This is a genomic window from Serinicoccus sediminis (assembly GCF_004153545.1).
Classification (GTDB): domain Bacteria; phylum Actinomycetota; class Actinomycetes; order Actinomycetales; family Dermatophilaceae; genus Ornithinicoccus; species Ornithinicoccus sediminis_A.
The window spans coordinates 155,686-179,452 of sequence record NZ_SDVA01000002.1; the positions used below are offsets into that span (position 1 = coordinate 155,686).

The window sequence follows — 23,767 nt, forward strand, 5'->3', positions numbered from 1 at the left end:
GTCACACCGGGCTCGGGTATGCCGCCCGGGTCGCGGTCACGGAGGCCGGCTCCGAGGCGGTCGTGCCGGGGGTCGGCTGCGGGGTGCCGGCGGTCAGCGCCAGCGGGACGACCCCGGTCCACACGGTGGGGTCCTCGGCGGGGTCGGTGCCGCCGGTACGGGCCTTGAGCAGCCAGGAGCCGTCGACGATCGGGAGCGCCAGGCAGCTGGTCGCCCGCAGCTCCTTGCCGGTGCTGGACCGGACCTCCGCCGTCCTCCCGGGCAGCAACCGGTCGGTCAACCGCTCCAGCGCCCCCGTCGCCTCCTCCTGGCCGAGCTCGACGGTCGTGCCGCGCAGCACGGCGCTGCGGTAGTTCGCCGAGGAGTCGAAGGCGGTCTCCGCCACCACCAGCCCGTCGAGGGCTACGACGGTGAGCGTCACCGGGGCACCGGTGAGCACATGGCGCAGCGCCCCCGCACCGGTCGAACCGTGCAGCAGCACCCGGTCACCGTCCCGGGCGACCAGCAGCGGCACCGACCACGGCTCCCCGTCGACGACGGTGGACAGCACGCCCACCGGCATCGCGTCGAGGAGGTCGTCGAGCGCGGCGCGGTCGGCGAGGTAGCGGTCCGGCTTGCGGGTCGGGGTCGAGAGATCCGGCACACCGTCATCCTGCCGCACCGGGCGGTCGCCGTTCACGCACCGGCACCCCGCCACGGCGAGTCGCTCCGGCCCCCTCGCTAGGAGGTCTGGAGCAGGTCGACACCGAGCACCGCGAGGGCCCCGAAGGCGACGCCCCAGATGACGATGGAAAGGACCTGCCACCCGATGACCCCCCGGGTGCTCGCGCCGAAGGCCACCAGCGCGCCCGAGGTGATCTGGCTCGGCAGCACGGTCTGCCCCAGCAGGCTCACCCCCGGCACCCCGAACCGGTCGAGCATCCGGCGCAGACGCTGCTTGCGGGGGGACATCTCCTCGAGGGGCTGCACCCCGCGGCGCGCGCGCAGCCGGTCGGCCGACAGCACCACCAGCACCATCGACAGGACGTTGCCGACCACCGCGGCCAGCACGGCCACGACGGGGTTCATCCCGGCCACGATGCCGATGACCGACCCGACGTAGCTCTCGACGAACGGGATGGCGGCGGCGAGCATCACCCCCAGCCACCGGAGGAGGGCGGGCAGCCCGGAGGTGAAGTCCTGCAGGTTCTCGATCATGGTGTCCCTGGGATGGCGGTGGGCTAGTACGCTCTGCTAACACCCACGCTAGCACGCTGTGCCAGTACGGCGTACCAATGAGGGAGCACCATGAGCCAGGACCGTCGCGAGCAGATCGTGTCCGCAGCGCGGGAGATCGTCGCCGAGGAGGGTCTCGAGGCGATGAGCGTGCGCAACGTCGCCCGTCGTGCCGGGATCGGCCCGAGCACGCTGCGGCACTACTTTCCCACCCAGAAGGACCTCTACGAGGAGGTCCTGCGCCCGGCCCTCGACCACGTCGTGTCCGACCTGCGCATCGAGGACCGCCAGCTGCCCCCGCGCACCCGCCTCGCCGAGTGCCTCGTGCAGTTCGTCCCGCCGGGTTTCCGGCAGGCCGACACGTTGTCGCTGTGGCTGGCGTCCTACGCCGCCGCGGTGGGGCCGAACGCCAGCGAGCCCGAGAGCAGGACCCTCGAGTCGCTGGCCGCCCTGGGCCGCGAGCGGATCGACACGTGGCTGGGGGTCCTGGAGGAGGAGGGCGCCCTGCTGCTGGGGCGGGAGCGCGCGCTGCGCCTCCTCCTGTCCACGCTGGACGGCATCTGCCTCCAGCTCCTGACGCCCGGGACGGTCTTCCTGCCCGAGCACGTCGAGCCGACGGTCGCGGACGTCGTGTCCCTGCTCGTCCCGGGGTGAGGCGCGCAGGCCCGACCGGATGCGCCCCCTTCTGCGGGCCGGGCCTCAGGCGAGCTGCCAGGTGCCGTCCGGGGCACAGCGGACCACCCGGTCGGGCGCGTCCGAGCGCTCGCGGATCCGGCGCGCGTTGGCCTCGTCCACCCGCTCGACCCAGGCCTCCGCCTGCGCCTGCGTCTTGCCGAACTCGACGTGCCGCGCCACCAGCTGGGTGTGCCGCTGCTCCTCGTCGACCTCGACGCTCCACACCGCGTCCAGCCGGGCCCGCGCCGCCCGCCACCGCTCGTCCGGGTCGAGCAGGTAGTTGCCCTCGGTGACGACGAGGCGCACCGAGGGCAGCACGGCCAGCGCGGCGGCGAGCGGCTGCTCCAGGGTGCGCTCGAAGCCGGGGGCGTAGACGGTGTCGGTGGTGTCCTCGCGCAACCGGGCGAGCAGAGCGGCATACCCCTCGGCGTCGAAGGTCTCCGGGGCGCCCTTGCGGTCGATGAGGCCCAGCCGCTCCAGCTGGGCGTCGGCGAGGTGGAAGCCGTCCATCGGCACGTGCCCGACGTGCTCCTCCCCGTGCCGCTGCGCGAGGGCGGCGATGAGCTCGTCGGCGAAGGTCGACTTGCCCGAGCCGGGCAGCCCCACGATCCCGAGCAGCCCCCGACCCTCCCCGGGGACGAGCGCGTCGGCGAGGTCGAGGAGGTCGGGCGCGAGCGGCATACCCCTCACTCTGGCAGATGCTGCGCCGCCGGACGGGCACCACGACCCTGCTCCCGGCAGGACGCGCCTGGCTCTGGCCGTGGTGCCCGCCGGTCCGCACCGGGTGGGGCTCAGTCGCGGCGCCAGACCGAGACGTGGCTCTCCGACTCCGCGGTGAACGGCGCCCCGGACCAGTCCGACGACCGCGACTCCAACGACATCCCGGCCATCCGGGCCATGAGGTCGAGCTCGCTCGGCCACACGTAGCGGAAGCGGTGCGGGTGGTAGCGGTAGGTTCCGTCCGGCTGTCGCTCGTAGTGGTGCGAGGTGGCCCGCTGGGTCACCGGGTCGTAGGTGTCGAGGCCGACGTGCCCTTCGCTCACGTCGAAGGGCACGGTCGTCTGCCCCGGGGGCAGCCGCCGCAGTGCCGGGACGCCCACCTCGACGACGAACCGGCCGCCGGGACCCAGGTGCCGTGCGGCGTTGGCGAAGCAGGCGACCTGCTCGTCCTGCGTGCAGAGGTTGCCGACGGTGTTGAAGACGAGGTAGACGAGCGCGAAGGCGCCCTCGACCCGGGCGGTCGCCATGTCGCCGACGACCACCGGCAGGGCGGGGCGCTTGCGGTGCAGCTGCTCGACCATCGGCGCGGACAGCTCGATGCCGGTGACGTCCACGCCCCGATCCGCGAGCGGTATGCCGACCCGGCCCGTCCCGATCGCGAGCTCCAGCGCGCGGCCCCCACCGGCCAGGTGGGTCAGGAGGTCGACCGTGGGGTCGAGGACATCGGGGGCGAACATCGCGGCGCTCGCCTCGTCGTACCGGGCGGCCGTCTCGGCGTCCCACCGGTCGCTGGAGGTCATGCCCCCAACCTCGCCCTCCCTCGCCGCCCGAGCAACCGGATTTCGGCGAGGGGCGAGCTCGGCCACCAGCGGGCACACTGGTCGCATGGGCAGCTTCACCGGCATCCCGCACGCCGCGACCGACTTCTACGCGCGGCTCGAGGAGGACAACACCAAGGAGTTCTGGGCCCGGCACAAGGACGACTACGAGGCCCACGTCCGCGGCCCGATGGAGGCGCTGCTGGCCGAGCTGGAGCCGGAGTTCGGCGCGGCCAAGCTCTTCCGGCCGCACCGCGACGTGCGCTTCGGCCCGGACAAGACCCCCTGCAAGACGCACCAGGGCGCCTACGTCGCGGCCGCCGAGTCGACCGGGTGGTACCTCCAGGTCTCGGCCGACGGGCTGATGCTCGGCGGCGGCGCCTACCGGATGGACCCGGCCCGGCTGCGGTCCTACCGCGCCGCCGTGGACTCCCCCGCCACCGGCCAGCAGCTGGAGCAGCTCGTCGGGGAGCTGCGCGCGGGCGGGTGGGAGATCGGCGGCGAGCAGGTCAAGACCGCCCCGCGCGGGTGGGACCGCGAGCACGAGCGGATCGAGCTGCTCCGGCACAAGGCGCTCACGTGTATGACGTGGGTCGAGGACGGCGACGTCGTCACCACCCCGCGGCTCGTCGAGGAGGTACGGGCCCGCTGGGGGGTGGTCCGGCCCCTCGTGGAGTGGCTCGCCGCGACCGACACCGGCCCGGCGGGCGGACAGGGTGCCGACGGCAGCACCACCTTCGACCCGGGGCGGGACGTCGCCGGGGGCCCGCCGTGATGATCCGCCCGGCCGAGCTCGCGGCCATCCGGGCGGGGGAGGTCGACCTCGCGTTCCGCCGCTGGGACCGCCCGCGGGTCAGGGTCGGCACCCGGATGCGCACCGCCGTCGGGCTGGTCGAGGTCACCTCGGTCGAGCCGGTCACCCTGTCCGCGCTGCGGGCGGAGGACGCCCGCCGGGCCGGCGCCGCCAGCCTGACCGCGCTCAGGGAGGGCCTCGCCGCGCGGCCGGGAGGCACGGCATACCGCGTCGGGCTGAGGTATGCCGGGCCCGACCCGCGCGCGCAGCTGCGGGAGCAGGTCCCCGACGCGGGGGAGGTCGAGCGTCTGCGCGCGTGGCTGGACCGGCTGGACGCCGCCTCCTCGCACGGCCCGTGGACCCGCGCCACCCTCGAGCTCATCGACGCCCACCCGGAGGTGCGGGCGCCCGAGCTGGCCGCCCGGCTGGGGCGGGAGACGCCGTCGTGGAAGGCCGACGTCCGCAAGCTCAAGGAGAAGGGCCTGACCGAGTCGCTGGCGATCGGCTACCGTCTCTCGCCGCGTGGCGAGGCGGTGCTCGACCACGGCGGCCCGCCGCGTGAGCGCGCCCCGCGGCCGGCGGGCACCCCGCTGCCCCGGGAGATCGGCGCCCCGGCCACCCGGGCGCTGCGGGAGGCCGGCCTCACCACCCTCGAGGCGGTCGCCGGGCTCACCGAGGACGAGCTGCGCGCCCTGCACGGCGTCGGCCCCGTCGCCGTCGAGCGGCTCCGCGCGGCGCTCGCCGAGCGCGGGCAGGGTTTCCGCGGCTGACACTGCTCCGGCGTGGGTGGGCGGCACGGGCTCGGCCGGCACCCGCCCGGCCAGCACCCGCCCGGCCGGCCATCTCCGGCACAGCCTCCACTGCCGTCGCCACGTGCGTCACTCTGGCCCCACGCGCACCACGCTGCGGGCATCTGCGCAGCTGCGGGGGATGTCACCCTGTCTGGCGGACATGTCCCCGCACCGTGTGGCCTGTGTGGCTTCAGGGGTTCCCGGGAGGAGCGCCGACCCTCCGTGCCGGACGGCGAGCTACCCCCGGCGGTGCTGGGGCCAGCGGCCGGGGTCGTCCTCGAGGGCCGCCCGGTCCCACCCGCCGAGCTCGGCGGCGGCGGCATACGTGTCGTGGAGGAACCGGCCGAGCGCCGCGTCCGGGTCGTCCGCGTCGGCGACCACCTCGTAGGGCAGGAGGTACTGACCGTTCGCCTCGCTCCAGAAGGCGCCCTCCGGACCGACGCGGGCCGCCTCGAACCCCTCCGGCTGCGGGTAGGCGTAGGCGTAGAACGCGCCCTCCTCGCCGCCGCCCGGCCAGAAGCCGCAGCTGGCCAGCTCGCGGGAGTACCCCTCGACCATGACCCAGTCGCCGCAGTTCGGCGCCCCACCGGGGTGCTCGGGGGCGGGGCGACCCGAGAAGCGCGTGCAGGCCAGGTCCATCGCGCCCCAGAAGAAGTGCACCGGGCTCACCTTGCCGACGAAGTGCGACCGGAACTCCCCCAGCACGCGGTCGGCCTGGACCAGCTGCTGCCAGAACAGGTGGACCGCCTGCGCGTCGTAGGCCGCGTGCTCGTGGTCCTCGGCGAACGGGATCGCGGGGTCCACCTCGTTCGGCGTCGCCTGGATGCGCGGCTCGAGCCCGAGCCGGCCCAGCGCCGCCAGGGTCTGCGCGTGGAAGTCCGCGACGGTCATCGGCCGCAGGTCGAAGGCCTCCTCGGCGCCGGTGCTCAGCCGCATCCGCAGCCGGTGGTCGACCAGGTCGAGCTCGAGGTCGAGCGCCCCCGCCGGCGTGTGGACCGTGCCGGTGGTGAGACCGCGCGGGCTGACGTAGAGCGTGACCTGCCACCAGTGGTTGACCAGGGGCGCGTAGGCCATCCGCACCTTGCCGACGACCTGGGTCCACAGGTGGAAGGTGTCCCGGGTGTCGGTCCAGTCGGCCACCTTGAGGCGCGGCCAGGGCTGTCGGCTCATGAGCGTTCCCTTCGCTGGGTGCTGCTCACGCTAGAGCGACCGACCGCCCGCCACAAGGACCCGCCGACGGCCTCAGCAGTCGACGGTGCCCGAACGGTGCTTGGACGCGGTGAAGGTGCAGGTGTCCTGGATCGACCCGCGGCTGTTGCGCAGCGTGGCCTTGTCACCGGGCGTGTTGTTCCAGACGTAGTTGCCCTGGCCCCAGTAGAGGTCGGTCGAGGAGTTCGTGCCCTTGCCGGTGTGCAGGACGATGGTCTTCCCCGCCTTCAGACTGACCCCCCGCGGGACGGTGTAGGTGTGGTTCTGCTGGTCCCGCACCGTCCAGCCGGTCAGGGTGACCGAGGTGCGGCCGGTGTTCTTGATGGCGATCTTCTCGCGGTTGATCTTGGCGTTGGTCCGCTCGTCCTTCCCGGAGGGGTCCGCGACGAAGGTGGTGAAGCGCACCGCCGACGCCGCATCCGCGCCGGGCACCGGGCCGGCGCCGAGGGCCAGGGTGACGCCGAGCGCCATCGCGCTGACGAGGGCGGGGAACGGGCGGGCAGGCAGAGCGGGCACGAGAGCCTCCTGGGACAGCGGTGGGGTGACACCGGGGTCCCGGGCAGCGACAAGTTACCAGACGGTATGGAGGTGGACCTCACCCCTCGGGGTGGGTCACCAGCCCCACGCTGCGGACCGGCTCACGGGCCCGGGTCGCGGCGGCGACCGCAGGCTCCTAGGGTCCCTCGCATGAGCCAGCACGGGACGAATGACTCCAGCAGCAGCAGCAGCAGCAGCAGCGACGACCTGGTCCTGCACCTCGGGCACGAGGAGCTCGTGGTGCGCCAACGGTTCGAGACCCTGAGCATCGCCAACGACGTGCTCATCGGGCTGTGGTTCCTCGTCGGCAGCGTGCTGTTCTTCAGCGAGTCGACGGCGACCGCGGGCACCTGGCTGTTCGTCATCGGCTCGGCCCAGATGCTCATCCGCCCGGTCATCCGGCTGGCCCGCCGGCTGCGCCTCCAGCGCTACCGGCCCGCCGGCGAGGGCTCGGAGCACGCCTTCGACTTCTGAGGTCTGCCGTCGACGCCTGAGGTGCGCCGGTCGGCGCGGCTCAGGCGCCCCGGCCCTCGGCGGCCTCCCACGCCTCCAGCACACGACCCGGGGTGAACGGTAGCTCCCGCAGCCGCACCCCCGTCGCGTCGAAGACCGCGTTGCCGATGGCGGCCGGCACCCCGACGATGCCGACCTCACCGATGCCCTTGGCCCCGGTGGCGCCCATCCAGGGGTCGGGCTCACCGACCCAGCCCACCTCGAGGTCGACGACGTCGGCGTGCGCCGCGACGTGGTAGCCGGCGAGGTCGCCGTTGACGACGTGGCCGAAGCGGGGGTCGCGGTAGGACTCCTCGAAGAGCGCGCCGGAGATCCCCATGGTCATGCCGCCGATGAACTGGCTGCGGGCGGTCCGGGGGTTCATGATCCGACCGCCGTCGAAGTGGCCGTACATCCGGCGCACCCGCACCTTCCCGGACACCTCGCTCACGGCGACCTCGGCGAAGTGCGCGCCGAAGGCCATCCGGGTCACGCCGCGTACGCCCTGCGGCATCCGGGTCCGCGCCCGGGCGGTCGCCCCCTCCTCGGGGTGCTCGCCGTGCTCGGTGCGGAAGGCGTGCGCCGCCTCGACGACGGCCGAGCCCCACCCGAAGGTGCCGGTGCTGCCGCCGGCGATGATCGCCGCCGGGGCGTCGGTCGTGCCGATCCGCGCGTCCACCGCGTCCTCCGGCACCCCCAGCGCCTGCGCGGCGATCTGGGCCAGCACCGTGCGGGCGCCGGTGCCGATGTCGCTGGCCTGCATGCTCACGACGTAGCGCTCGTCGGCGAAGGTGACCCGCGCCAGGCTGGGCCCCATCGACATCTGCGGGAAGCTCGCGGCCGCCACGCCCTGACCGATCCACCACTCGCCCTCGCGGCGACGGCGCCGCTGCTGCTCGAAGCCGAAGATCCGGGCGCCCTCGGTGAGGCAGGTGGTGACGTGCCGGCTGCTCCACGGCCGCCCGGACTCCGGGTCGGCGCCCGGTTCGTTGCGCAGCCGCAGCTCGACCGGGTCGACCCCGGTCGCGTGCGCCAGCTCGTCCATCGCGGTCTCCAGCGCGAACATCCCGGTGTACTCCCCCGGCGCCCGCATGAAGGTCCCGGGAGCGATGTCCAGGTCCTGGGTGCGGTATGCCGTCCGCCGGGTCGACGAGGCGTACATCGACAGCGTCGGCCCGGCCGTCGGGTCCATCCACGGGATCACCCGGGAGACGGGGGCGTAGACCTGGTGGTCGATCGCGGTGAGCCGGCCGTCGGCGTCGGCGGCGAGCGCCACCCGCTGCGTCGTCGGCGGGCGGTAGCCGGTGCCGGCGGACATCTGCGGCCGGGTCAGTGCCACCTTCACCGGGTGGCCCGGCAGCAGCTTGGCGGCCATGACGGTGGCCATGGTGTGCGGGTGCGGGACGCCCTTCGTGCCGAAGGAGCCCCCGATGTAGGGCGAGACCACCTCGACCTGGGTGGGGAGCAGCCCGAACGCCCCGGCGATGACCCCTTGCGGGGCGATGACGCCCTGGTTGGTGTCCCAGAGGGTGAGCCGCGTGGTGCGCGGGCCGGACAGCCGGCCGGCGCCGTGGTGCCAGAGCGCGGTGACCGCGTGCGGCTCGATGGGGTGGTGGTGGTTCGTGGGGGTGGTGTAGGTCCCCTCGACGCGGTGGGTGGCCCCGGCGAGGGCGCCGTCGACGTCGCCGTCGCGGTAGCGGCCGGGGTAGATCGCCATCACCCGACGCAGCTCACGCACGTCCTCCCCCTCGGGGTCGGGCCGGGTCGCGGCCTGCTCGGGGGCGTAGTCGACACGCAGCAGGGACGCGGCATACCGGGCCTGCTCGGCGCTGTCGGCGACGACGGCCGCGACGATCTCGCCGCGGTACCGGACCCGTGACCGCCGCAGCACCGTCAGGGTGGGCAGGGTCGGGGCGATGCGCGGGGCGTTCTCGTGGGTGAGGACGAGCCGCACGCCGGGCACCGCCCGCGCCGCCTCGTCGTCGATCCGCGTGATGCGGCCCAGGGCGACCGTCGCCAGGACGGGTGCGAGGTGCAGCGCCCCCTCCTGCACGTGCTCATCGGCGTAGGGCGCCAGGCCGGCCACCTTGAGGGGGGCGTCCACCCGGGTGCGGTCGCGGGCGCCCTCCATCGCCGCCTCGCTCATGCGCGCGACCCGCTCGGGGCGTGCTCGGCGAGCTCCCGCAGCACGGCGGGGACGACCCGCCGCAGCTGGATCACCTTGTAGCGGTTGTCCTCTCCCGGCCGGGCCTGCTCGAGCTCGGCCTCGACCGCCGCGGCATACGCCTCGTCGGTCGCCGGACCGCCCCGCAGCGCGTCCTCGGCGCGGTGCGCCCGCCACGGCTTGTGGGCGACGCCGCCGAGCCCGATCCGCACGTCGTCGACCCGCCCCTCGCGGACGTCGAGGGCGGCGGCGACGGAGACGGTGGCGAAGGCGTAGGACTCTCGCTCACGCAGCTTGCGGTAGCGCGAGTGCCGCGCGAAGCCGGGTCCGTGGATCTCGAGCGCGGTGATGAGCTCGCCCCGCTCCAGCGTGGTGTCGACCTCCGGACGGTCGCCGGGGAGGCGGTGCAGGTCGGCGAAGTCGAGGCGCCGCTCGCCCAGCGGTCCCTCGGTGACGACGGTGACGTCGAGCGCGGCCAGCGCGACGCACAGGTCGGAGGGGTGCACCGCGACGCACGAGGGCGAGGCCCCGATGAGCGCGTTGTAGGTGCCGAACCCCTCGATCGCCGAGCAGCCGGAGCCGGGCTCGCGCTTGTTGCAGGGGGTCGAGGCGTCCTGGAAGTAGACGCAGCGGGTGCGTTGCAGCAGGTTGCCGCCCATGGTCGCCATGCTGCGCAGCTGGCCCGAGGCGCCGGCCAGCATCGCAGCGCTGACCAGCGGGAACGCGGCGCGCACGAGCGGATGCGCTGCGACGTCGGAGTTGCGCGCCAGCGCACCGACCCGCACGCCCCCGCCGTCGAGCTCACTCACCTCGGTGAGGTCGAGGTGGCTGACGTCGATGAGCCGGTCGGTCTCCCGGATGCCCAGGCGCAGGTGGTCGATGAGGTTGGTGCCGCCCGCGAGGTATGCCGCCCGCTCCCCCTCGCCGGAGGCCGCCACGCTGCGGCGCAGGGCGTCGGCGACGCTCGTCGCCCGCTCGTAGGTGAACGGCTTCACGACGACTCCTCGCCGGTGCGCGCGGGCCCGTCGGCGGCGTCCTGCGCCTCCCGCGCCCGGCGGGCCGCGGTGTCCCGGATGGCCGCGACGATGTTGACGTAGGCACCGCAGCGGCACAGGTTGCCGCTCATCCGTTCACGGATCTCCTCGTCGGTGAGCTCGAGGACGGCGTCGGGATCGGCGAGCGCGTCCGGGTCGGTGACGTGGCTCGGCATACCCGCGGCCGCCTCGGCGAGCATCGCCTGGGCCGAGCACACCTGCCCCGGCGTGCAGTAGCCGCACTGCAGCGCGTCCCGGTCGACGAAGGCCTGCTGGAGGTCGCTGAGGTCCCCCGGGCGTCCGAGCCCCTCGGCCGTCACGACCTCGGCACCGTCCAGCGACGCGGTGAGCGAGAGGCACGAGACCACCCGGCGGCCGTCGACGAGCACCGTGCAGGCGCCGCACTGGCCGTGGTCGCAGCCCTTCTTCACCGAGGTGACCCCCAGGTGCTCGCGCAGGGCGTCGAGCAGGGTGACCCGCACGTCGTGGGTGAGCTCCTGCGGAGCACCGTTGACGACGAACTTGGTCGAGAGGTGGGTGTCGCCCGCGGTCTGGTGCATCACCTCATTCTGCCGCTCGGCCCTGCCGTTCGCGCGTCGAGCCCGTCAACGTCCCGACCAGGTACGCGCCCGCCAGCCGGTGCCAGGTGCGGGCGTGCCGGACCAGCCCGTGGGTGTCCGCCAGGTCCGTGCGCACGCTCACGTCCGCACCCAGGGCGCGCAACCGGTCGGCGGCCGCCAGGGTGCCCTCGGGCGAGGTCACCTCGTCGCGGGCGCCGTGCAGCAGGAGCACCCGACCGCTACGGGGCGGGCGCAGCAGCGGCAGGTCGGCCCGGTCCACCCAGGCGGCGGCGGTGACGACGGTGTCGACCTCGCCTCCGAGACGCAGCGCGGCCCGCCCGCCCATCGAGTAGCCGAGCAGTCCGGTCGGCACCTCGGGGTCCTCGGCGCGCAGCTGCTCCAGCGCCCACCGGGCGTCCCGCAGCGGCGCGCCGTCGTTCCAGCCGCGTGCGGCATACCGCAGGAGACGGACGTCGACCCGGTGCCGCGCGCCCGCCCGGGCGACCGCGGAGGCCAGGACCCGGCTGCGCAGGACCGACAGCTGGCGCCAGCTGGTGGGCTCGGTGCCGTGCTGCTGACCGCCGTGCAGGACGAGCACCCGGGCGACCGGGTCGGCGTGCCGGCGGACGTCGAGGAGGCGGGCCGTCACAGGACGTAGGCGTACATGAGGACGAAGTGCAGACCCGCGGCGGCCATGACCAGCAGGTGCCAGATCTCGTGGAAGCCGAAGACCCCCGGCACCGGGTTGGGCCGCTCGATGATGAAGATGACGAAGCCGACGCTGTAGAGCACGCCGCCGACGGCCATGAGCAGGAGGGCGCCCAGGGGGAGGGTGAGCCCCGTGAGGACCAGCACGACCGGCATCCAGCCGAGCACGATGTAGAGGGTGTTGGTCACCCACTTGGGCAGGTCCGTCCACACCGAGCGCGCCGCGATGCCGAGCGCGGCGATGCCCCAGACGGTGCCGAGCACCGCCCAGCCCGCGACCGTGCGCTCGAGGACGAGGACGATCGGCGTCACCGTCCCGGCGATGAGGCCGAAGACCGAGGTGTAGTCCAGGGTCCGCAGCAGGTCGTTGACACGCGGGCCGCGGTCGAGGCCGTGGTGGGCCGTGCTGGCGACGAAGAGGGTGACGAGCGAGGCGCAGTAGATCGACAGACCGACGATGCGCCACGGGTCTCCCGTGGCGCCCGCCTGGGCGATGAGCAGTGCCGAGCCGAGGAGGGCGAAGCAGGAGCCGGCGAGGTGGGAGATCGTGTTGATCCGCTCGTCGGTGACGTGGACGCTGCCGTCGCGGCTGCGGTGGACGGGGTCCATCACTCACCTCCCAGGGGTAGGACATGGGTCTCCAGCGTAGTCGGGCACCGATGAGTCCCGGACGGCCCGAGAGTCCCACCCCCGTGACCACCAGCGCCTCCGATGCGCAGGGACGAGGAGAGGGAGCAGACCATGACGACCAGCCTGTCCAGCAGCAGCCGCAAGGCCCACCAGCCGGAGGCGGCGCCGCCGGTGGTGGGCCGCGACGCGTTCGACGCCGCCCTGGCCGACCAGGTGGCCCGGGAGAAGGAGGTCACCCGGCTCAATGACCAGGTCTCGGCCGCCCGGCGGCGCCTGCCCATGGTGGAGGTGGAGGACTACACCTTCGACGGACCGGACGGGCCGGTGCGGCTCACCCAGCTGTTCGGCGGGCACTACCTGCTCCTCGTGCAGAACGTCATGTTCGGGCCCGACTGGGAGGAGGGCTGCCCGAGCTGCACGTGGGCGGTCGACACCCTCCCGGCGCGGATGGAGCGGCTGGACGAGGAGGGCATCGCCTTCGTGATGATCTCGCAGGGGCCGGTCGAGAAGCTGCAGCGGTGGCGGGCCGAGCGGGGCTGGTCGCACACCTGGGTGTCCTCGGGCGGCACGACCTACCACGACGACTGGGGGTGGACGCGTCGGGACGAGGACGGTACGCCCTTCCAACTCCCCGGCTACTCCTACTACCTGCTGCGCGACGGGGTGCCCTACCTCACCTACGCGACCACCGCCCGCGGCACGGAGGCCACCCTGCCGGTCGCGCACATCATGGACCGCACGGCATACGGACGCCAGCAGGACTGGGAGGACAGCCCGCAGGGCTGGCCGCAGTACCCGACCTACGGCTGAAGGCGGCTCGGGGCGGGCCAGGCCGCTGCGGGCCGGGGTGGCCAGAGGCGACCGCCGCGGGCCGGGCAACCGTTGCCCAGACCCACGCCTCGCTCTCGTCACCGTCGCCACATGGTGCGGGGACGTGCACAGACGCACGGGATATACCTGCTGCATCGGTGCACATCCCCGCATCCCGGTGCCACTGTGGTTGTTGTGACTGACGGTATGTCGATCCTCCAGTTCAGGGGCCTCTCACCCAGGGCCAGGCGGCGCGGCGGCCTGGTAGGGGGCGGGAGCTGCGGACGTCAATCTGGGCGGCACGGCGGTCAGGCGCAGGCTCCGGCAGCCGCGGACCTCAGCCGCGGCGTGCAGCGGAGCGGGCGAAGGCGGCCGTGAGCTTGCGTTCGACGACCCGCGGGTCACCGAGGTCCGCCCACGTCAGCCGCACGACCTCGTAGCCCAGCTCCCGCAGACGGTCCTCGCGGAGCTTCTCCTGCCGCAGGGCAGCAGGATCGTCGTACTTCAGCATCCCGTCGAACTCCACGACCACCCTCCGGTCGCGGTAGAGGAAGTCGACCCGCGCCACGAAGGCCCCCTCACCGTCCACGATCTGAGCCTGCTGCTCGGGAAGCGGCAGGCCCAGGGTGAGCAGCACCCATCTGGTGCGGGACTCCCCCGCGGACTCGCTCAGCGCCGAGGCGAGCTCAGCGGTGCGGGCGGCACGGAGCTGCCCGCGACTACCGCCGAGGACCGGGAGCGCACCGTCCAGCTCCGCGCGTGTCGCCCGACCCTCCCGCAGCGCCGCGTCCGCGCTCACCAGCCCTGCTTCCACCCCGAACAGGGCTGCCACCTGCAGGACCGCCAGGGCGACCTGCACCGAGGGCCCGCACGCCGTGCGCACGACGAACGCCTCGGGCACGCGGCGGTGCACCACGACGACGGCGTCGTGGAAGGACCTGCCGCCGTCGGTGCGGCACAGGTGCGCCCGGTCGTCGACCCCGTGCACGGCCAGCCCCCGCGCTGCCAGCGCGCTGTGGTGGCTCCGGGCCACCGGGGCCCCCGGCCCGAACGCCCGGAGCACCGCCCGGGCGCGCATCTCGTGCCGGTCCCAGGGTGCGGCCGCACGCCATACCGGCCCCTCGACGAAGGTGCCACGGCGCAGACGCACCAGGACGCCCGACCTCACCAGCGCCTGCGTCTCCCGCGGCCCCACGCCCAACGCCGTCAGGTCCGCCGTGGCCGCGACATGGCCGAGGCTGCCCAGCAACGTCATCACGTCCCCCTCCATCGCCCCAGGATGCCCGGATCGGAGGTGGGCCGGCCGCCGTCGTCCACAGGCGGAGACGTGACAGGCCGCGGCCCGACCTCGCGCGCACCACGCGTCGCGTCGGCACCAGACTGCGCCGTTCTTGCCCCCACGCAGGGAAATCACCCCGGCCTCTGTACATATCCCCGCACGCTGATGCTCGTGGTGCCAAGGGGAGGTGTGGGGCCCTGGCCGTGCGCCACCCCGACGCGCAGTCTCATGCTCGTGGCGCGGGGGGACCCCTGGGGCTCATGCTCGTGGCGTGGACCCCTGGGGCCCGACCGGACGCGCGTCTCGTGAGCTGGCAGCCCGCCGCTCAGCCCGGCACGACCCGGCGGCCCTCCCAGGTGCCGTGCTCGGACAGCGGCCGGAAGCGCAGCGTCGTGAACTCGTGGTGGAAGTCGCGCCGCTCCCGCTCCACCATGGCGCGGGCGTGCCGGGCACCGACCTCCCCGCCGTGCGGGCCGTCCGTTGACGCGTCACGACCGTGGACCATGCCGGTCATCTCGCGGGCGCTGCGCCATACCGAGAAGGTGGAGACGGTGCGCGGCGGGCGGTATGCCGCCAGCGCCAGCGTCACCGCGGGGTGGTCGCGGACCTGGCGCTCCACGGGCCGGCCCCAGTGGACGAATCGCGGCACCTCGGGGATCCGCATCCTGGCCACCGTCACGGCCACCACCGGCTCGGCGGGGTCGGACCGACCCGCAACCTCCGGCAGGTCGCCGAGCCGCGCGACCCTGCCCCACCGGCGGAGGAACTCCATCCTGACGTGCCAGCCGTCCGCGAGGGTGCGCCCCAGCCGGTCGGCCGCGAGGAACCGCTCCAGCGCCGTCTCGTCCTCCCAGCGCGCGAACACCGCCAGCCGGCGCACCTGCAGCCGCTGCGGCGAGACCACCGGGGCGCCCAGGGTCATCGTCGCCATCACCTCGGCGTGCCGCAGGCCAGGCACGTCCCGTGGGGGCCGCGCGACCGCCCGGGTGCCGACCGCGGCCGGCACCCGCACGAGGTGGAAGGAGTGCATGCCGGCGAACCTACGCGAGCCGCATCGACGGCGCGGCGCGAGCCGGCCCCGCACGAGATGGCCTCGGCCCATCCCACCCCTGCCCCTGGTCGCGACGCGCCGACGGGGCCATGATGGCGACATGGACCCCGCGCTGCGCGACATCCTCACCGCCGGCTCGAACGGCGCCCTCACCACGATCAAGCGCGACGGCCAGCCGCAGCTCTCGCTCGTGACCTACGTCATCGACCCGGACGCCTCGCTGGTCCGGGTCTCCACCACCGACGGTCGGGCCAAGGTCGCCAACCTGCGTCGCGACCCGCGCTCCAGCCTGTTCGTGACCAGCACCAGCGGCTGGTCGTATGCCGTGGCGCAGGGCACGGTGGAGCTGTCGCCGACCGCCGCTAACGAGCAGGACCCGACGGTGGCGGACCTCGTCCAGCTCTACCGCGACGCGCAGGGCGAGCACCCTGACTGGGACGAGTACCGCCGGGCGATGGTGGCCGACCGGCGTCTCGTCCTCCGGTTGCGGGTGGAGCACGTCTACGGCGTGGCCCAGGGGTAGGGCTGACCCGGTAGGCCGCGGCCCCGGGTCCACCGCGACGGGTCGGGACCGTGTCGTGCCGCCCGGAGCTGCTGCAGCTCGGCGCCGCGGGGTCAGAGCCGCTGCAGGTCGGCCACGAGCCGGAAGGCCGGCGGCCCCATCTCCACCTGGGTGAGGACGACGGCATACCGGCCGGTCGCGGGGTCGACCCAGAAGTCCGTGCCGAGGCCGCCCGACCAGCCGAACCTCCCGGCGTGCTCCCCGCCGACCTCGACTCCGACGCCGTAGCCCCAGCCTGAGGTCTCCCAGAAGCCGGAGAAGAACCCGGCCGGGTCCTTCGCGGTGGCGGGGACCTGGTCGGTGCGCATCGCGAGGAGGAGCTCGGCGTCCACGACCTGCTCCCCCTCGTGCACCCCGCCGGCCGCCAGCATCCGGGCGAAGGCGGCGTAGTCGGCGACCGTCGAGACGAGCTCGTCGTGGCTGCGGGTGGAGGTGTCGTCGGCGACGTCGTGGCCCGCCCCGGCGGGCTCGATCTCCACGAGCCCGTCCTCCATCAGCCGGTATGCCGCGGGGAGACGGTGTGCGCGGGCGGGCGGCACGGCATACCCCGTGTCGGTCATGCCGAGGGGGAGCAGCAGGTCGTCACGCAGGTGGTCGTCCAGCGGCCGCTGGACGACCCTGGACAGCAGGATGCCGAGGACGCCGAAGGAGTGGTGGTAGCGCCATGTCTGGCCGGGTTGCGCGACCAGGGGCAGGCTCGCCAGCGCGGCGAGCCAGTCGTCGGCCGCGAGCGTCACCGGCTCGGGGCCGGCCTCGACCCCGGCCGTGGCCATCGCCCGGGCCAGCGGCGAGTCGTCCAGGACCATGCCGTAGCCGCTCGTGCAGGTCAGCAGGTGCCGCACGGTGATCGGCCGCTCGACGGGCACGGTGTCGTCGACCTCGGCCCCCGGCGAGCGGAGGACCCGGCGGTCGGCGAGCTCGGGCAGCCAGTGCGCCACCGGGTCGTCGAGGCCCAGCCGGCCGCGCGCCACCAGCCGCAGCGTCGCGACCGCGACGACCGGTTTGGTCATCGACTGGATGCGCACCACCGCGTCGGGCTCGAGGTCCCCCGCCGCGGCCACCTCCAGGGCGCCGGAGGCGTCACCCAGGGCGGCGACCACGCCCGGCGCGGTGCCTTCCCGGACGTGCCGCTCGGCCAGGTCGGTCAGGTCGCTCACGCATCCTCCTCGTCGATGGGCCTGGTCGTGGGACCACCCCGACCGTCGGTTCTCATCGGCAGCAGCACCGGCGCGGGCACCGGAAGCGGGCGCATGCGAGGCGCGCGCAGGGCCCGAGGGTGAGTTACACGGGTGTAGTTCTCCACACCCTGTGCACACCGTGTGGACAACCCACGCACCACGCGTCCTGTGCGGCCTGGCGACCCGTCCTGTGCGGCCTGGCCACGCGTCCTGTGCGGCCTGGCCACGCGCCCTGTGCGGCCCGACCACGCGTCCTGTGCGGCCTGGCGACCCGTCCTGCGCGGGCCGGCCTCAGCCCACCCGGACGGCGCTGCGGCGCAGGGCGCGGTCGGCGACGCGGTAGCCGTCGCGGGCGACGGCGCGCCACACCTGCACCCCCAGAGCAGGGTCGTCCTCACCGATGCGCGCGAGGTCGTCGGCGGACAGGACGAGCAGCTCGAGCTCCTCGACCGCCCGGATGGTGGTCCGCTGCTCGTCGTCGGTCCCGAGGGCCAGCTCCCCGAAGGACGTGCCGGGCCCCATCGACACCAGGGTGACCGGCTCTCCGTCCGGCCCCGGGCCCTGCGCCTCCGCCAGGCCGCGCACGATGAGGTGCACCCCGGCGAACGGCCCGCCGGCCTGGAGCACGACCTCGCCGGCCGGCACCACCCGGTGGGTCATCGCGGAGCGGACCGCGTGTGCGGCCGGCTCCTCCAGGTCACGCATGAGCGGGTGGTCCTCGACCGGGTCGGGCTCCGGGCGCGGGCCGCAGTGCGCGCGGATGAGGGCGCGCTCGCACCACTCGATGGCCGACGGCAGGTCGGTGAACCGTGGCGAGGCGCTGTCGGTGCCGGCGTCCGGGTCGGGGACCACCCCGCCCGGGTCGACGACGACGCCCTCGGACCCGTCGGCACGCAACCGGTCGCGCAGGGCCAGCAGGGTCAGCCGGCTCACCTCGGCGACCTCGTTGACGTGCGAGAAGTCGAGGACGGCCAGCTCCGGCTCGTCCCGGACGACGGACCGGACGATCGCCTCGGCACCGGCGAAGAGCAGGTCGCCGTGCAGCTCGTAGACCCAGGCCCGGTCCGCCACGCGGTCCAGCACCTCCTCGTCGGCACCCTGCCGACGCGTCGTCGACCGGGCGGTCGCCAGGGAGTAGCTGCTGCGCACCGCGTTGCGCGAGCCCCGGCTCACGTGCATGAGGTGCATCTCCATGTCGCGCGACATCCGCTCGAAGATGGTCACGCCCCGGGCGCTGTTGCCGTGCGCGTCCAGCCGGGGCGAGAAGACCGCCACGCCCACCTGGCCCGGCAGGACGCCGATGATGCCGCCGCTCACCCCGCTCTTGGCCGGCATCCCGACCGCGCTCACCCAGTCCCCTGCTGCGTCGTACATGCCGCAGGTCGTCATCACCGCCAGCAGGTGCTCGACCAGGGCGGGCTCCAGCACCTCGCGCCCGGTGCGCGGCTGGCGGCCCCCGTTGGCCAGGGTGGCCGCCATCATCGCCAGGTCGCGGGTGTCGACGGCGATCGAGCACTGACGGACGTACTGCTCCAGCACCGGCTCGGGATCGCCCTCGAGGATGCCGAACTCGCGCAGCATGTGCGCGATGGCCCGGTTGCGGTGGGCGCTCGCGAGCTCGGAGGAGAAGACCGCCTCGTCGACGTCGAGGTCGCGCCCGGCGAAGGCGCCGAACCACTCCAGCGCCCGGGCGAAGCGCTCCTCGCCGTCGCTGCCGGCCACGAGCGAGGCGGCGGTGATGGCGCCCGCGTTGATCATGGGGTTGCGCGGGCGGCCCGTGCCCGGGGCGAGGCTGATCTCGTTGAACGCGTCGCCGGACGGCTCGACGTCGACCTTGCGGGCGACGGCGTCCAGCCCCTGGTCGTGCAGCCCGAGGGCGTAGGTGAACGGCTTGGAGATCGACTGGATGGTGAAGCGGTGCCCCGCCTGCCCCACCTCGTAGACCTGCCCGTCGACGGTCGCCAGGCACAGCGCGAAGGTGTCCGGGTCGGCCGCCGCCAGCTCGGGGATGTAGGAGGCCACCTCGCCGCCGGCGTCCCCGCACCGCTCGACGATCTGCTCCAGGTAGTCCTGCACCGGGTTGCGCACGGGCCCCTCCTCGTCGTCAGGCCGTGTCCCGGAGCCTATCGTCGCCGCCACCCGCTGGCCGGGGTGGCAGGATCGGCCTCATGGACAGGCACGAGGACGCCGGGGCGGTCACGGCGGTCCGGCGGTATTCCGTGCGCTTCGACGCGCACGTGCTCGGCGGCCCGGGCGTGGGGTCCGGGCTCGGGGCGTGGCTGCTGCTGGCGCTGGTCGCCGCCCAGGCGGGACCGGCGGACCGGGCCGCGCTGGAGGAGCAGGTCGGGCTGCCGGCCGAGGCGGCCAGGGCTGCCGTGGCCGAGCTGCTCGCGGACCCGCACCCGGCGGTGGCCGCAGCCGTGGCGCGGTGGGCCGACGCGGCGGACCTGACCGAGGAGTTCGCCGCCTGGGCGGTGCCGGACGCCGTCGAGGACGGGCCCCTCCCGGACCAGGCCGGGGCCGACCGGTGGGCCGACGAGCGCACGGGCGGCCTCCTCGACGCCTTCCCGCTCGAGATCACCGAGGAGACCCGCCTCGTGCTCGCGTCGGCGCTGGCGACCCGGATCTCCTGGCGCACCCCGCTGGCGGAGCTCGACGACGGCGGCCTCGGCACCGACGCGGGCACGGCCCGCCACCTCGTGATGGAGACCGAGGCGGGCCCGGTCGGGGTGGTGGCGCCGACCTCCACCTCCGGGCTGGCCGTGGTGAGCGTCGTCGCGGACCCCACGGTGGCGCCCGAGCGGGTGCTCGCGGCGGCCCACGAGGTGGCGGCCGCCCTCGCCTCGCCGCGCCTGCCGCAGGCGGTCACGGTGACCGAGGACGGGCACGCCTGGACGGTGAGCGAGCACCGCGAGGTGCGGGCCGCGTCCCAGGAGGTGGTCGAGGAGTGGAGCGGCTGGCTGCCGCCCTGGCGGCTGACCTCGCAGCACGACCTGGCCGACGCACCGGGCTTCGGCACCGCGCTGGCCTCCCTCGCCCGCTACGTCCGGCCGGCGGAGCGACCGGCGGTCACCGAGGCGCGGCAGGCCGCCGTCGCGGCCTACTCCGCCACCGGGTTCGAGGCGGCGGCGGTGACCGGGATGGGGATCCGGGCGACCAGCCTGCAGCCGGAGCAGGAGGTCCTGGTCCGCCGGATCCACCTCCGCCTCGACCGCCCGCACGCGGTCGTCGCGGTCGCCCTGGACACCGGGGCGGGCGGCGCGGCCTGGCAGGGCCTGCCGGTCTTCACCGCCTGGGTGGACCCGGCCGCCGGCTGACCCGCGGGCGGCGCCTACATGCTGCCGAGGTGCCCCGCGAGCTGCTGGTGCCGCGCCCGGCTGGCGTCGTTGAGGCCGTGGATGTCGACCGTGGTGCCGTGCGCGGCATACCGACGCTCGATCGCGTCGAGGGCGGCGACCGTCGAGGCGTCCCAGATGTGCGAGTCGCTCATGTCGATGACGACCGTCCGCGGGTCGCCCGCGTAGTCGAACTGGTGGACCAGGTCGTTGCTCGAGGCGAAGAACAGCTCGCCGACCACGCGGTAGCGCGCGACCCCGGGGTCGCCGCTGTCGACGCGCACCACCTGGGTGAAGTGCGCCACCCGGCGGGCGAAGACGACCATGGCGGTGAGCACCCCGACGACCACGCCGATGGCCAGGTTGTGCGTGGCGATCGTCGTGACGACCGTGGCGAGCATGACGAGGTTCTCGCTCTTGGGCATCCGCCGCAGGGTCCCGGGGGCGATCGAGTGCCAGTCGAAGGTCGCGACCGAGACCATGATCATCACCGCGACCAGGGCCGCCATGGGGATCGAGGCGACGAGGTCGCCGAGGGCGACGACGAGCACGAGCAGGAAGACGCCGGCGAGGAAGGTGGAGATCCGGGTGCGGGCGCCGGAGACCCGGACGTTGACCATCGTCTGGCCGATCATCGCGCAGCCGCCCATGCCGCCGAAGGCGCCGGTGACGAGGTTGGCGACGCCCTGGCCCCAGCCCTCGCGGGTCTTGTCCGAGCCGGTCTCGGTGATGTCGTCGACCAGCTTCGCGGTCATGAGCGACTCCATGAGGCCGACCAGGGCCATCGCCAGGGCGTAGGGACCGATGACCTGCAGCGTCTCCCACGTCAGCGGCACGTCCGGGACGAAGAACGACGGCAGGCTGTCGGGCAGCTGCCCCTCGTCGCCGACGTCGGGCAGCCGCCAGCCGGCGAGCAGCGCCATCCCGGTGATCAGGACGATCGCCACGAGCGGCGCCGGCACGGCCGTGGTGGCCCGGGGCAGCATCACCATGACGGCGATCCCCAGCCCGACCAGCGGGTAGACCAGCCACGGGACGCCGACGAGGTAGGGGATCTGCGCCATGAAGATGAGGATCGCCAGCGCGTTGACGAACCCGACCATGACCATGCGCGGGATGAAGCGCATGAGCCGGGCGACGCCGGCCAACGACAGCACGATCTGCAGCACCCCGGCGAGCAGCACGGTCGCGATGAGGTAGTCGAGCCCGTACTGCGCCATGACCGGTGAGATGACGAGGGCGATGGCGCCCGTGGCCGCCGAGATCATCGCCCGCCGCCCGCCGACGAACGCGATCGTCACGGCCATGGTGAAGGAGGCGAACAGCCCGACCCGGGGGTCGACCCCGGCGATGACGGAGAACGAGATGGCCTCGGGGATGAGGGCCAGGGCGACGACCAGGCCGGCGAGGACCTCAGTGCGCAGCCGCGCGGGCGAGCGCAGCGCGGCGCGGACCGAGTGCGGGTCGGAGGTGCTGGTGGTGGAGGGCGCGGGGGCAGGCAGCATGGACAGGGCGGTCCTCGCAGGATCGTCGGTGGTGTCGGGGAGGTATGCCGTCGCTCCGGTCCGGGTGCTCCCCCACCGACGACGGCAGGTCCAGTCTACCGGCCGGCCGGACGCTCCCCGGTCGGCGTCGCGACCGCCCGGTCCCGGTCCTGGTGCTCCAGCACGCCCACGTCCCTGTCCTCCAGCATGCGGTGCTCGTGCTCACGGGCCCGTCCACCCGCGCCGGAGGTGCGCCCGTCGAGGGCGATGAGTCCGGCGCACCCCGGGTGTCTCACCGTGCACAAGACCCCCGGCCAGGACGGACACCATGACCACGACCCAGCGCAGCACCGCCACCCGCACCGTCGGTGAGGGCGACGACCTCATCACGTATGACGTGCACGGCGACCTCACGCAGGCCGCACCCGACCGACCGCTCCTGCTGGCCGTCGGCTCGCCCATGGACGCCGCGGGCTTCGCCGCGCTGGCCGAGCGGCTCGACGACCGCCCGGTCGTGACGATGGACCCCCGCGGCGCCGGCCGCAACCCGACCGGTACCGACCCGGTGACCCCGGAGCAGCACGCGGAGGACCTGCACCGCGTCGTCGCAGCCCTCGGGGTCGGCGCGGTCGACGTCTTCGCCAGCAGCGGAGGTGCCGTCAACGCGCTGGCGCACGCGACGGCATACCCGCAGGACGTCCGTCGGGTCGTGGCGCACGAGCCCCCGCTGGCGACCTACCTGCCCGACCGCGAGGTGGCGCTGGCCGCCTGCGAGCAGGTGCGCCGGACCTACGAGCAGGACGGCCACGGCGCGGCGATGGCCCGCTTCATGACCCTGGTCATGGCCCCGGGCGAGCTGGACGAGAGCTTCCTGGACCGACCCGCACCCGACCCGTCCGCCTTCGGCATGCCGACCGGCGACGACGGGTCGCGCGACGACCCGCTCTTCCGCAACATGCCCGCCTGCAACGCGCTCGAGCTCGACCTGGACCGGCTGCGCGACCTGGGTGACCGGGTGGTGCTGGCGGTGGGCGAGGACTCCGGGCAGGCCCTCGCCGCACGGGGTGCGCGGTCCGTGGCGCAGGCTCTCGGCGCCGAGGCGGTGGTCGTGCCGGGCGACCACGGCGGCTTCATGGGTGAGGTCTACGGGCGCCCGGCCGGACGGCCCGACGAGTTCGCGGCCGCGCTGCGCCGGCTGCTCGCCTGAGCGCATGCTCGGGCCCCGAGGGTGCTGCCGCCGGGGTCAGCCCTCGAGCACGGCCTTCATCCGCTCCAGCGTGGTCCGCATGCCTCGCTCGTTGGTGCGGCCGCGCGCCCGCCCGAGCACGGCCCAGTAGAGACGCAGCGGCAGGACGGGCTCGAGCCGGAAGTACTCGGTGACCTCGGTGCCCTCCTCCGACGGCCGCAGCCGGTAGCCCCAGTTGTTGACGACGACCTTCTTGGTGCCGACCGAGAACTCGAAGAGCCGCTCCGGCTCGCACCGGGTCACCCGGCACGCGGACCAGTAGGTCGGCCCCACCCCGTTGCGCACCACCTTGCCGGCGAAGGTCGCGCCCACCTCCGGGCCGGTCGAGCCGCCGGTCCACCGGCCCGCCACGGTCTCCGGGCTGAACTCCCCGATCCGGGTGACGTCGCTCACGAGCGACCAGACCTCCTCGGGGGTCGCGTCGATGTGCAGGGTGACCTCTCCGCCGAGCGAGCGCATACCCGCATCATCGCAGG

Annotated in this window: 25 protein-coding genes; 8 read left to right on the forward strand and 17 right to left on the reverse strand. The window is 74.3% G+C overall.

The window, feature by feature from the left end; genetic code table 11:
* Window position 1: 1 nt before the first annotated feature.
* The gene (locus EUS26_RS03275) at window positions 2-643 is read right to left on the reverse strand and encodes a pyridoxamine 5'-phosphate oxidase family protein (RefSeq protein WP_130011749.1); all 642 of its coding nucleotides are present in this window, start codon (window positions 641-643) and stop codon (window positions 2-4) included.
* Between the two features lie 77 nt (window positions 644-720).
* Window positions 721-1,197, reverse strand: coding sequence for a hypothetical protein (locus EUS26_RS03280; protein WP_130011750.1), 477 nt, complete (start codon window positions 1,195-1,197; stop codon window positions 721-723).
* A gap of 90 nt (window positions 1,198-1,287) precedes the next feature.
* On the opposite strand from EUS26_RS03280, the gene EUS26_RS03285 reads away from it, so the two are divergent.
* Window positions 1,288-1,869 carry a TetR/AcrR family transcriptional regulator gene (locus EUS26_RS03285; RefSeq protein WP_130011751.1) on the forward strand — a complete coding sequence of 194 codons (582 nt, stop codon included), beginning with the start codon at window positions 1,288-1,290 and terminating at the stop codon, window positions 1,867-1,869.
* Window positions 1,870-1,914: 45 nt separating this feature from the next.
* On the opposite strand, the gene EUS26_RS03290 is transcribed toward EUS26_RS03285, so the two are convergent.
* On the reverse strand, window positions 1,915-2,571 hold the full coding sequence (locus EUS26_RS03290) for a nucleoside/nucleotide kinase family protein (protein WP_130011752.1): 657 nt from the start codon (window positions 2,569-2,571) through the stop codon (window positions 1,915-1,917).
* 110 nt (window positions 2,572-2,681) lie between these two features.
* Entirely contained in the window at window positions 2,682-3,410 is a 729-nt protein-coding gene (locus EUS26_RS03295; RefSeq protein WP_130011753.1) for a class I SAM-dependent DNA methyltransferase, read from the reverse strand.
* An 85-nt stretch (window positions 3,411-3,495) separates the two neighbouring features.
* On the opposite strand from EUS26_RS03295, the gene EUS26_RS03300 reads away from it, so the two are divergent.
* Together EUS26_RS03300 and EUS26_RS03305 are read left to right on the forward strand one after the other, a co-directional pair.
* Window positions 3,496-4,203 carry a DUF2461 domain-containing protein gene (locus EUS26_RS03300; protein ID WP_130011754.1) on the forward strand — a complete coding sequence of 236 codons (708 nt, stop codon included), beginning with the start codon at window positions 3,496-3,498 and terminating at the stop codon, window positions 4,201-4,203.
* On the forward strand, window positions 4,203-4,991 hold the full coding sequence (locus tag EUS26_RS03305; RefSeq protein WP_238148794.1) for a helix-hairpin-helix domain-containing protein: 789 nt from the start codon (window positions 4,203-4,205) through the stop codon (window positions 4,989-4,991). Before EUS26_RS03300 ends, EUS26_RS03305 begins: the two co-directional genes overlap by 1 nt.
* 258 nt (window positions 4,992-5,249) lie before the next feature.
* Here the strand turns inward: EUS26_RS03305 and EUS26_RS03310 are convergent, their stop codons facing one another.
* Entirely contained in the window at window positions 5,250-6,182 is a 933-nt protein-coding gene (locus EUS26_RS03310) for a DUF5996 family protein (RefSeq protein ID WP_130011756.1), read from the reverse strand.
* A gap of 72 nt (window positions 6,183-6,254) precedes the next feature.
* The gene (locus tag EUS26_RS03315) at window positions 6,255-6,737 is read right to left on the reverse strand and encodes a lamin tail domain-containing protein (protein ID WP_202865025.1); all 483 of its coding nucleotides are present in this window, start codon (window positions 6,735-6,737) and stop codon (window positions 6,255-6,257) included.
* A gap of 171 nt (window positions 6,738-6,908) precedes the next feature.
* Here EUS26_RS03315 and EUS26_RS03320 point away from each other — a divergent pair, with 171 nt between their 5' ends.
* A complete protein-coding gene (locus tag EUS26_RS03320; RefSeq protein WP_130011757.1) occupies window positions 6,909-7,232 on the forward strand; it encodes a YrhK family protein in 324 nt (107 codons plus the stop codon).
* Between the two features lie 40 nt (window positions 7,233-7,272).
* On the opposite strand, the gene EUS26_RS03325 is transcribed toward EUS26_RS03320, so the two are convergent.
* From EUS26_RS03325 to trhA, 5 genes are read right to left on the reverse strand one after another with little or no spacing between them, the layout of a single operon-like run.
* On the reverse strand, window positions 7,273-9,396 hold the full coding sequence (locus EUS26_RS03325; RefSeq protein WP_130011758.1) for a xanthine dehydrogenase family protein molybdopterin-binding subunit: 2,124 nt from the start codon (window positions 9,394-9,396) through the stop codon (window positions 7,273-7,275).
* The gene (locus EUS26_RS03330; protein WP_130011759.1) at window positions 9,393-10,409 is read right to left on the reverse strand and encodes an FAD binding domain-containing protein; all 1,017 of its coding nucleotides are present in this window, start codon (window positions 10,407-10,409) and stop codon (window positions 9,393-9,395) included. Before EUS26_RS03330 ends, EUS26_RS03325 begins: the two co-directional genes overlap by 4 nt.
* Window positions 10,406-11,008 carry a 2Fe-2S iron-sulfur cluster-binding protein gene (locus EUS26_RS03335; protein WP_130011760.1) on the reverse strand — a complete coding sequence of 201 codons (603 nt, stop codon included), beginning with the start codon at window positions 11,006-11,008 and terminating at the stop codon, window positions 10,406-10,408. Before EUS26_RS03335 ends, EUS26_RS03330 begins: the two co-directional genes overlap by 4 nt.
* Before the next feature lie 4 nt (window positions 11,009-11,012).
* The gene (locus EUS26_RS03340; RefSeq protein ID WP_130011761.1) at window positions 11,013-11,657 is read right to left on the reverse strand and encodes a dienelactone hydrolase family protein; all 645 of its coding nucleotides are present in this window, start codon (window positions 11,655-11,657) and stop codon (window positions 11,013-11,015) included.
* Entirely contained in the window at window positions 11,654-12,325 is a 672-nt protein-coding gene (gene trhA, locus EUS26_RS03345) for a PAQR family membrane homeostasis protein TrhA (protein ID WP_130011762.1), read from the reverse strand. The genes EUS26_RS03340 and trhA overlap by 4 nt, the downstream gene beginning before the upstream one ends.
* 132 nt (window positions 12,326-12,457) lie before the next feature.
* Between trhA and EUS26_RS03350 the strand changes: the two genes are divergently transcribed.
* A complete protein-coding gene (locus EUS26_RS03350) occupies window positions 12,458-13,156 on the forward strand; it encodes a DUF899 family protein (RefSeq protein WP_130011763.1) in 699 nt (232 codons plus the stop codon).
* 337 nt (window positions 13,157-13,493) lie between these two features.
* Here EUS26_RS03350 and EUS26_RS03355 read toward each other — a convergent pair whose 3' ends face one another.
* Window positions 13,494-14,426: a hypothetical protein gene (locus EUS26_RS03355; protein WP_130011764.1), complete on the reverse strand. Its 933-nt coding sequence runs from the start codon at window positions 14,424-14,426 to the stop codon at window positions 13,494-13,496.
* A gap of 334 nt (window positions 14,427-14,760) precedes the next feature.
* Entirely contained in the window at window positions 14,761-15,465 is a 705-nt protein-coding gene (locus tag EUS26_RS03360; RefSeq protein WP_130011765.1) for a hypothetical protein, read from the reverse strand.
* A gap of 121 nt (window positions 15,466-15,586) precedes the next feature.
* On the opposite strand from EUS26_RS03360, the gene EUS26_RS03365 reads away from it, so the two are divergent.
* On the forward strand, window positions 15,587-16,009 hold the full coding sequence (locus EUS26_RS03365; protein ID WP_130011766.1) for a PPOX class F420-dependent oxidoreductase: 423 nt from the start codon (window positions 15,587-15,589) through the stop codon (window positions 16,007-16,009).
* Window positions 16,010-16,101: 92 nt separating this feature from the next.
* On the opposite strand, the gene EUS26_RS03370 is transcribed toward EUS26_RS03365, so the two are convergent.
* Together EUS26_RS03370 and glsA are read right to left on the reverse strand one after the other, a co-directional pair.
* Entirely contained in the window at window positions 16,102-17,205 is a 1,104-nt protein-coding gene (locus EUS26_RS03370) for a serine hydrolase domain-containing protein (protein ID WP_130011767.1), read from the reverse strand.
* 312 nt (window positions 17,206-17,517) lie between these two features.
* Window positions 17,518-19,314, reverse strand: a complete 1,797-nt coding sequence (glsA, locus tag EUS26_RS03375; protein ID WP_165368489.1) for a glutaminase A — start codon at window positions 19,312-19,314, stop codon at window positions 17,518-17,520.
* Window positions 19,315-19,394: 80 nt separating this feature from the next.
* Between glsA and EUS26_RS03380 the strand changes: the two genes are divergently transcribed.
* Complete coding sequence (locus tag EUS26_RS03380) at window positions 19,395-20,543, forward strand: hypothetical protein (protein ID WP_130011769.1); 1,149 nt, start codon at window positions 19,395-19,397, stop codon at window positions 20,541-20,543.
* Window positions 20,544-20,557: 14 nt separating this feature from the next.
* On the opposite strand, the gene EUS26_RS03385 is transcribed toward EUS26_RS03380, so the two are convergent.
* The gene (locus EUS26_RS03385) at window positions 20,558-22,066 is read right to left on the reverse strand and encodes a SulP family inorganic anion transporter (RefSeq protein WP_130011770.1); all 1,509 of its coding nucleotides are present in this window, start codon (window positions 22,064-22,066) and stop codon (window positions 20,558-20,560) included.
* A gap of 307 nt (window positions 22,067-22,373) precedes the next feature.
* Here EUS26_RS03385 and EUS26_RS03390 point away from each other — a divergent pair, with 307 nt between their 5' ends.
* Complete coding sequence (locus EUS26_RS03390) at window positions 22,374-23,252, forward strand: alpha/beta fold hydrolase (protein ID WP_130011771.1); 879 nt, start codon at window positions 22,374-22,376, stop codon at window positions 23,250-23,252.
* 36 nt (window positions 23,253-23,288) lie between these two features.
* Here EUS26_RS03390 and EUS26_RS03395 read toward each other — a convergent pair whose 3' ends face one another.
* On the reverse strand, window positions 23,289-23,750 hold the full coding sequence (locus EUS26_RS03395) for an SRPBCC family protein (protein WP_130011772.1): 462 nt from the start codon (window positions 23,748-23,750) through the stop codon (window positions 23,289-23,291).
* Between the last annotated feature and the right edge of the window lie 17 nt (window positions 23,751-23,767).

Excerpts from the sequence above, each read along its gene's own strand:
- EUS26_RS03280 (WP_130011750.1), bottom strand. The coding sequence starts at position 1,197 with ATGATCGAGAACCTGCAGGACTTCACCTCCGGGCTGCCCGCCCTCCTC.
- EUS26_RS03285 (WP_130011751.1), top strand. The coding sequence starts at position 1,288 with ATGAGCCAGGACCGTCGCGAGCAGATCGTGTCCGCAGCGCGGGAGATC.
- EUS26_RS03290 (WP_130011752.1), bottom strand. The coding sequence starts at position 2,571 with ATGCCGCTCGCGCCCGACCTCCTCGACCTCGCCGACGCGCTCGTCCCC.
- EUS26_RS03295 (WP_130011753.1), bottom strand. The coding sequence starts at position 3,410 with ATGACCTCCAGCGACCGGTGGGACGCCGAGACGGCCGCCCGGTACGAC.
- EUS26_RS03300 (WP_130011754.1), top strand. The coding sequence starts at position 3,496 with ATGGGCAGCTTCACCGGCATCCCGCACGCCGCGACCGACTTCTACGCG.
- EUS26_RS03305 (WP_238148794.1), top strand. The coding sequence starts at position 4,203 with ATGATCCGCCCGGCCGAGCTCGCGGCCATCCGGGCGGGGGAGGTCGAC.
- EUS26_RS03310 (WP_130011756.1), bottom strand. The coding sequence starts at position 6,182 with ATGAGCCGACAGCCCTGGCCGCGCCTCAAGGTGGCCGACTGGACCGAC.
- EUS26_RS03320 (WP_130011757.1), top strand. The coding sequence starts at position 6,909 with ATGAGCCAGCACGGGACGAATGACTCCAGCAGCAGCAGCAGCAGCAGC.
- EUS26_RS03325 (WP_130011758.1), bottom strand. The coding sequence starts at position 9,396 with ATGAGCGAGGCGGCGATGGAGGGCGCCCGCGACCGCACCCGGGTGGAC.
- EUS26_RS03335 (WP_130011760.1), bottom strand. The coding sequence starts at position 11,008 with ATGCACCAGACCGCGGGCGACACCCACCTCTCGACCAAGTTCGTCGTC.
- trhA (WP_130011762.1), bottom strand. The coding sequence starts at position 12,325 with ATGGACCCCGTCCACCGCAGCCGCGACGGCAGCGTCCACGTCACCGAC.
- EUS26_RS03350 (WP_130011763.1), top strand. The coding sequence starts at position 12,458 with ATGACGACCAGCCTGTCCAGCAGCAGCCGCAAGGCCCACCAGCCGGAG.
- EUS26_RS03355 (WP_130011764.1), bottom strand. The coding sequence starts at position 14,426 with ATGGAGGGGGACGTGATGACGTTGCTGGGCAGCCTCGGCCATGTCGCG.
- EUS26_RS03360 (WP_130011765.1), bottom strand. The coding sequence starts at position 15,465 with ATGCACTCCTTCCACCTCGTGCGGGTGCCGGCCGCGGTCGGCACCCGG.
- EUS26_RS03365 (WP_130011766.1), top strand. The coding sequence starts at position 15,587 with ATGGACCCCGCGCTGCGCGACATCCTCACCGCCGGCTCGAACGGCGCC.
- EUS26_RS03380 (WP_130011769.1), top strand. The coding sequence starts at position 19,395 with ATGGACAGGCACGAGGACGCCGGGGCGGTCACGGCGGTCCGGCGGTAT.
- EUS26_RS03385 (WP_130011770.1), bottom strand. The coding sequence starts at position 22,066 with ATGCTGCCTGCCCCCGCGCCCTCCACCACCAGCACCTCCGACCCGCAC.
- EUS26_RS03390 (WP_130011771.1), top strand. The coding sequence starts at position 22,374 with ATGACCACGACCCAGCGCAGCACCGCCACCCGCACCGTCGGTGAGGGC.
- EUS26_RS03395 (WP_130011772.1), bottom strand. The coding sequence starts at position 23,750 with ATGCGCTCGCTCGGCGGAGAGGTCACCCTGCACATCGACGCGACCCCC.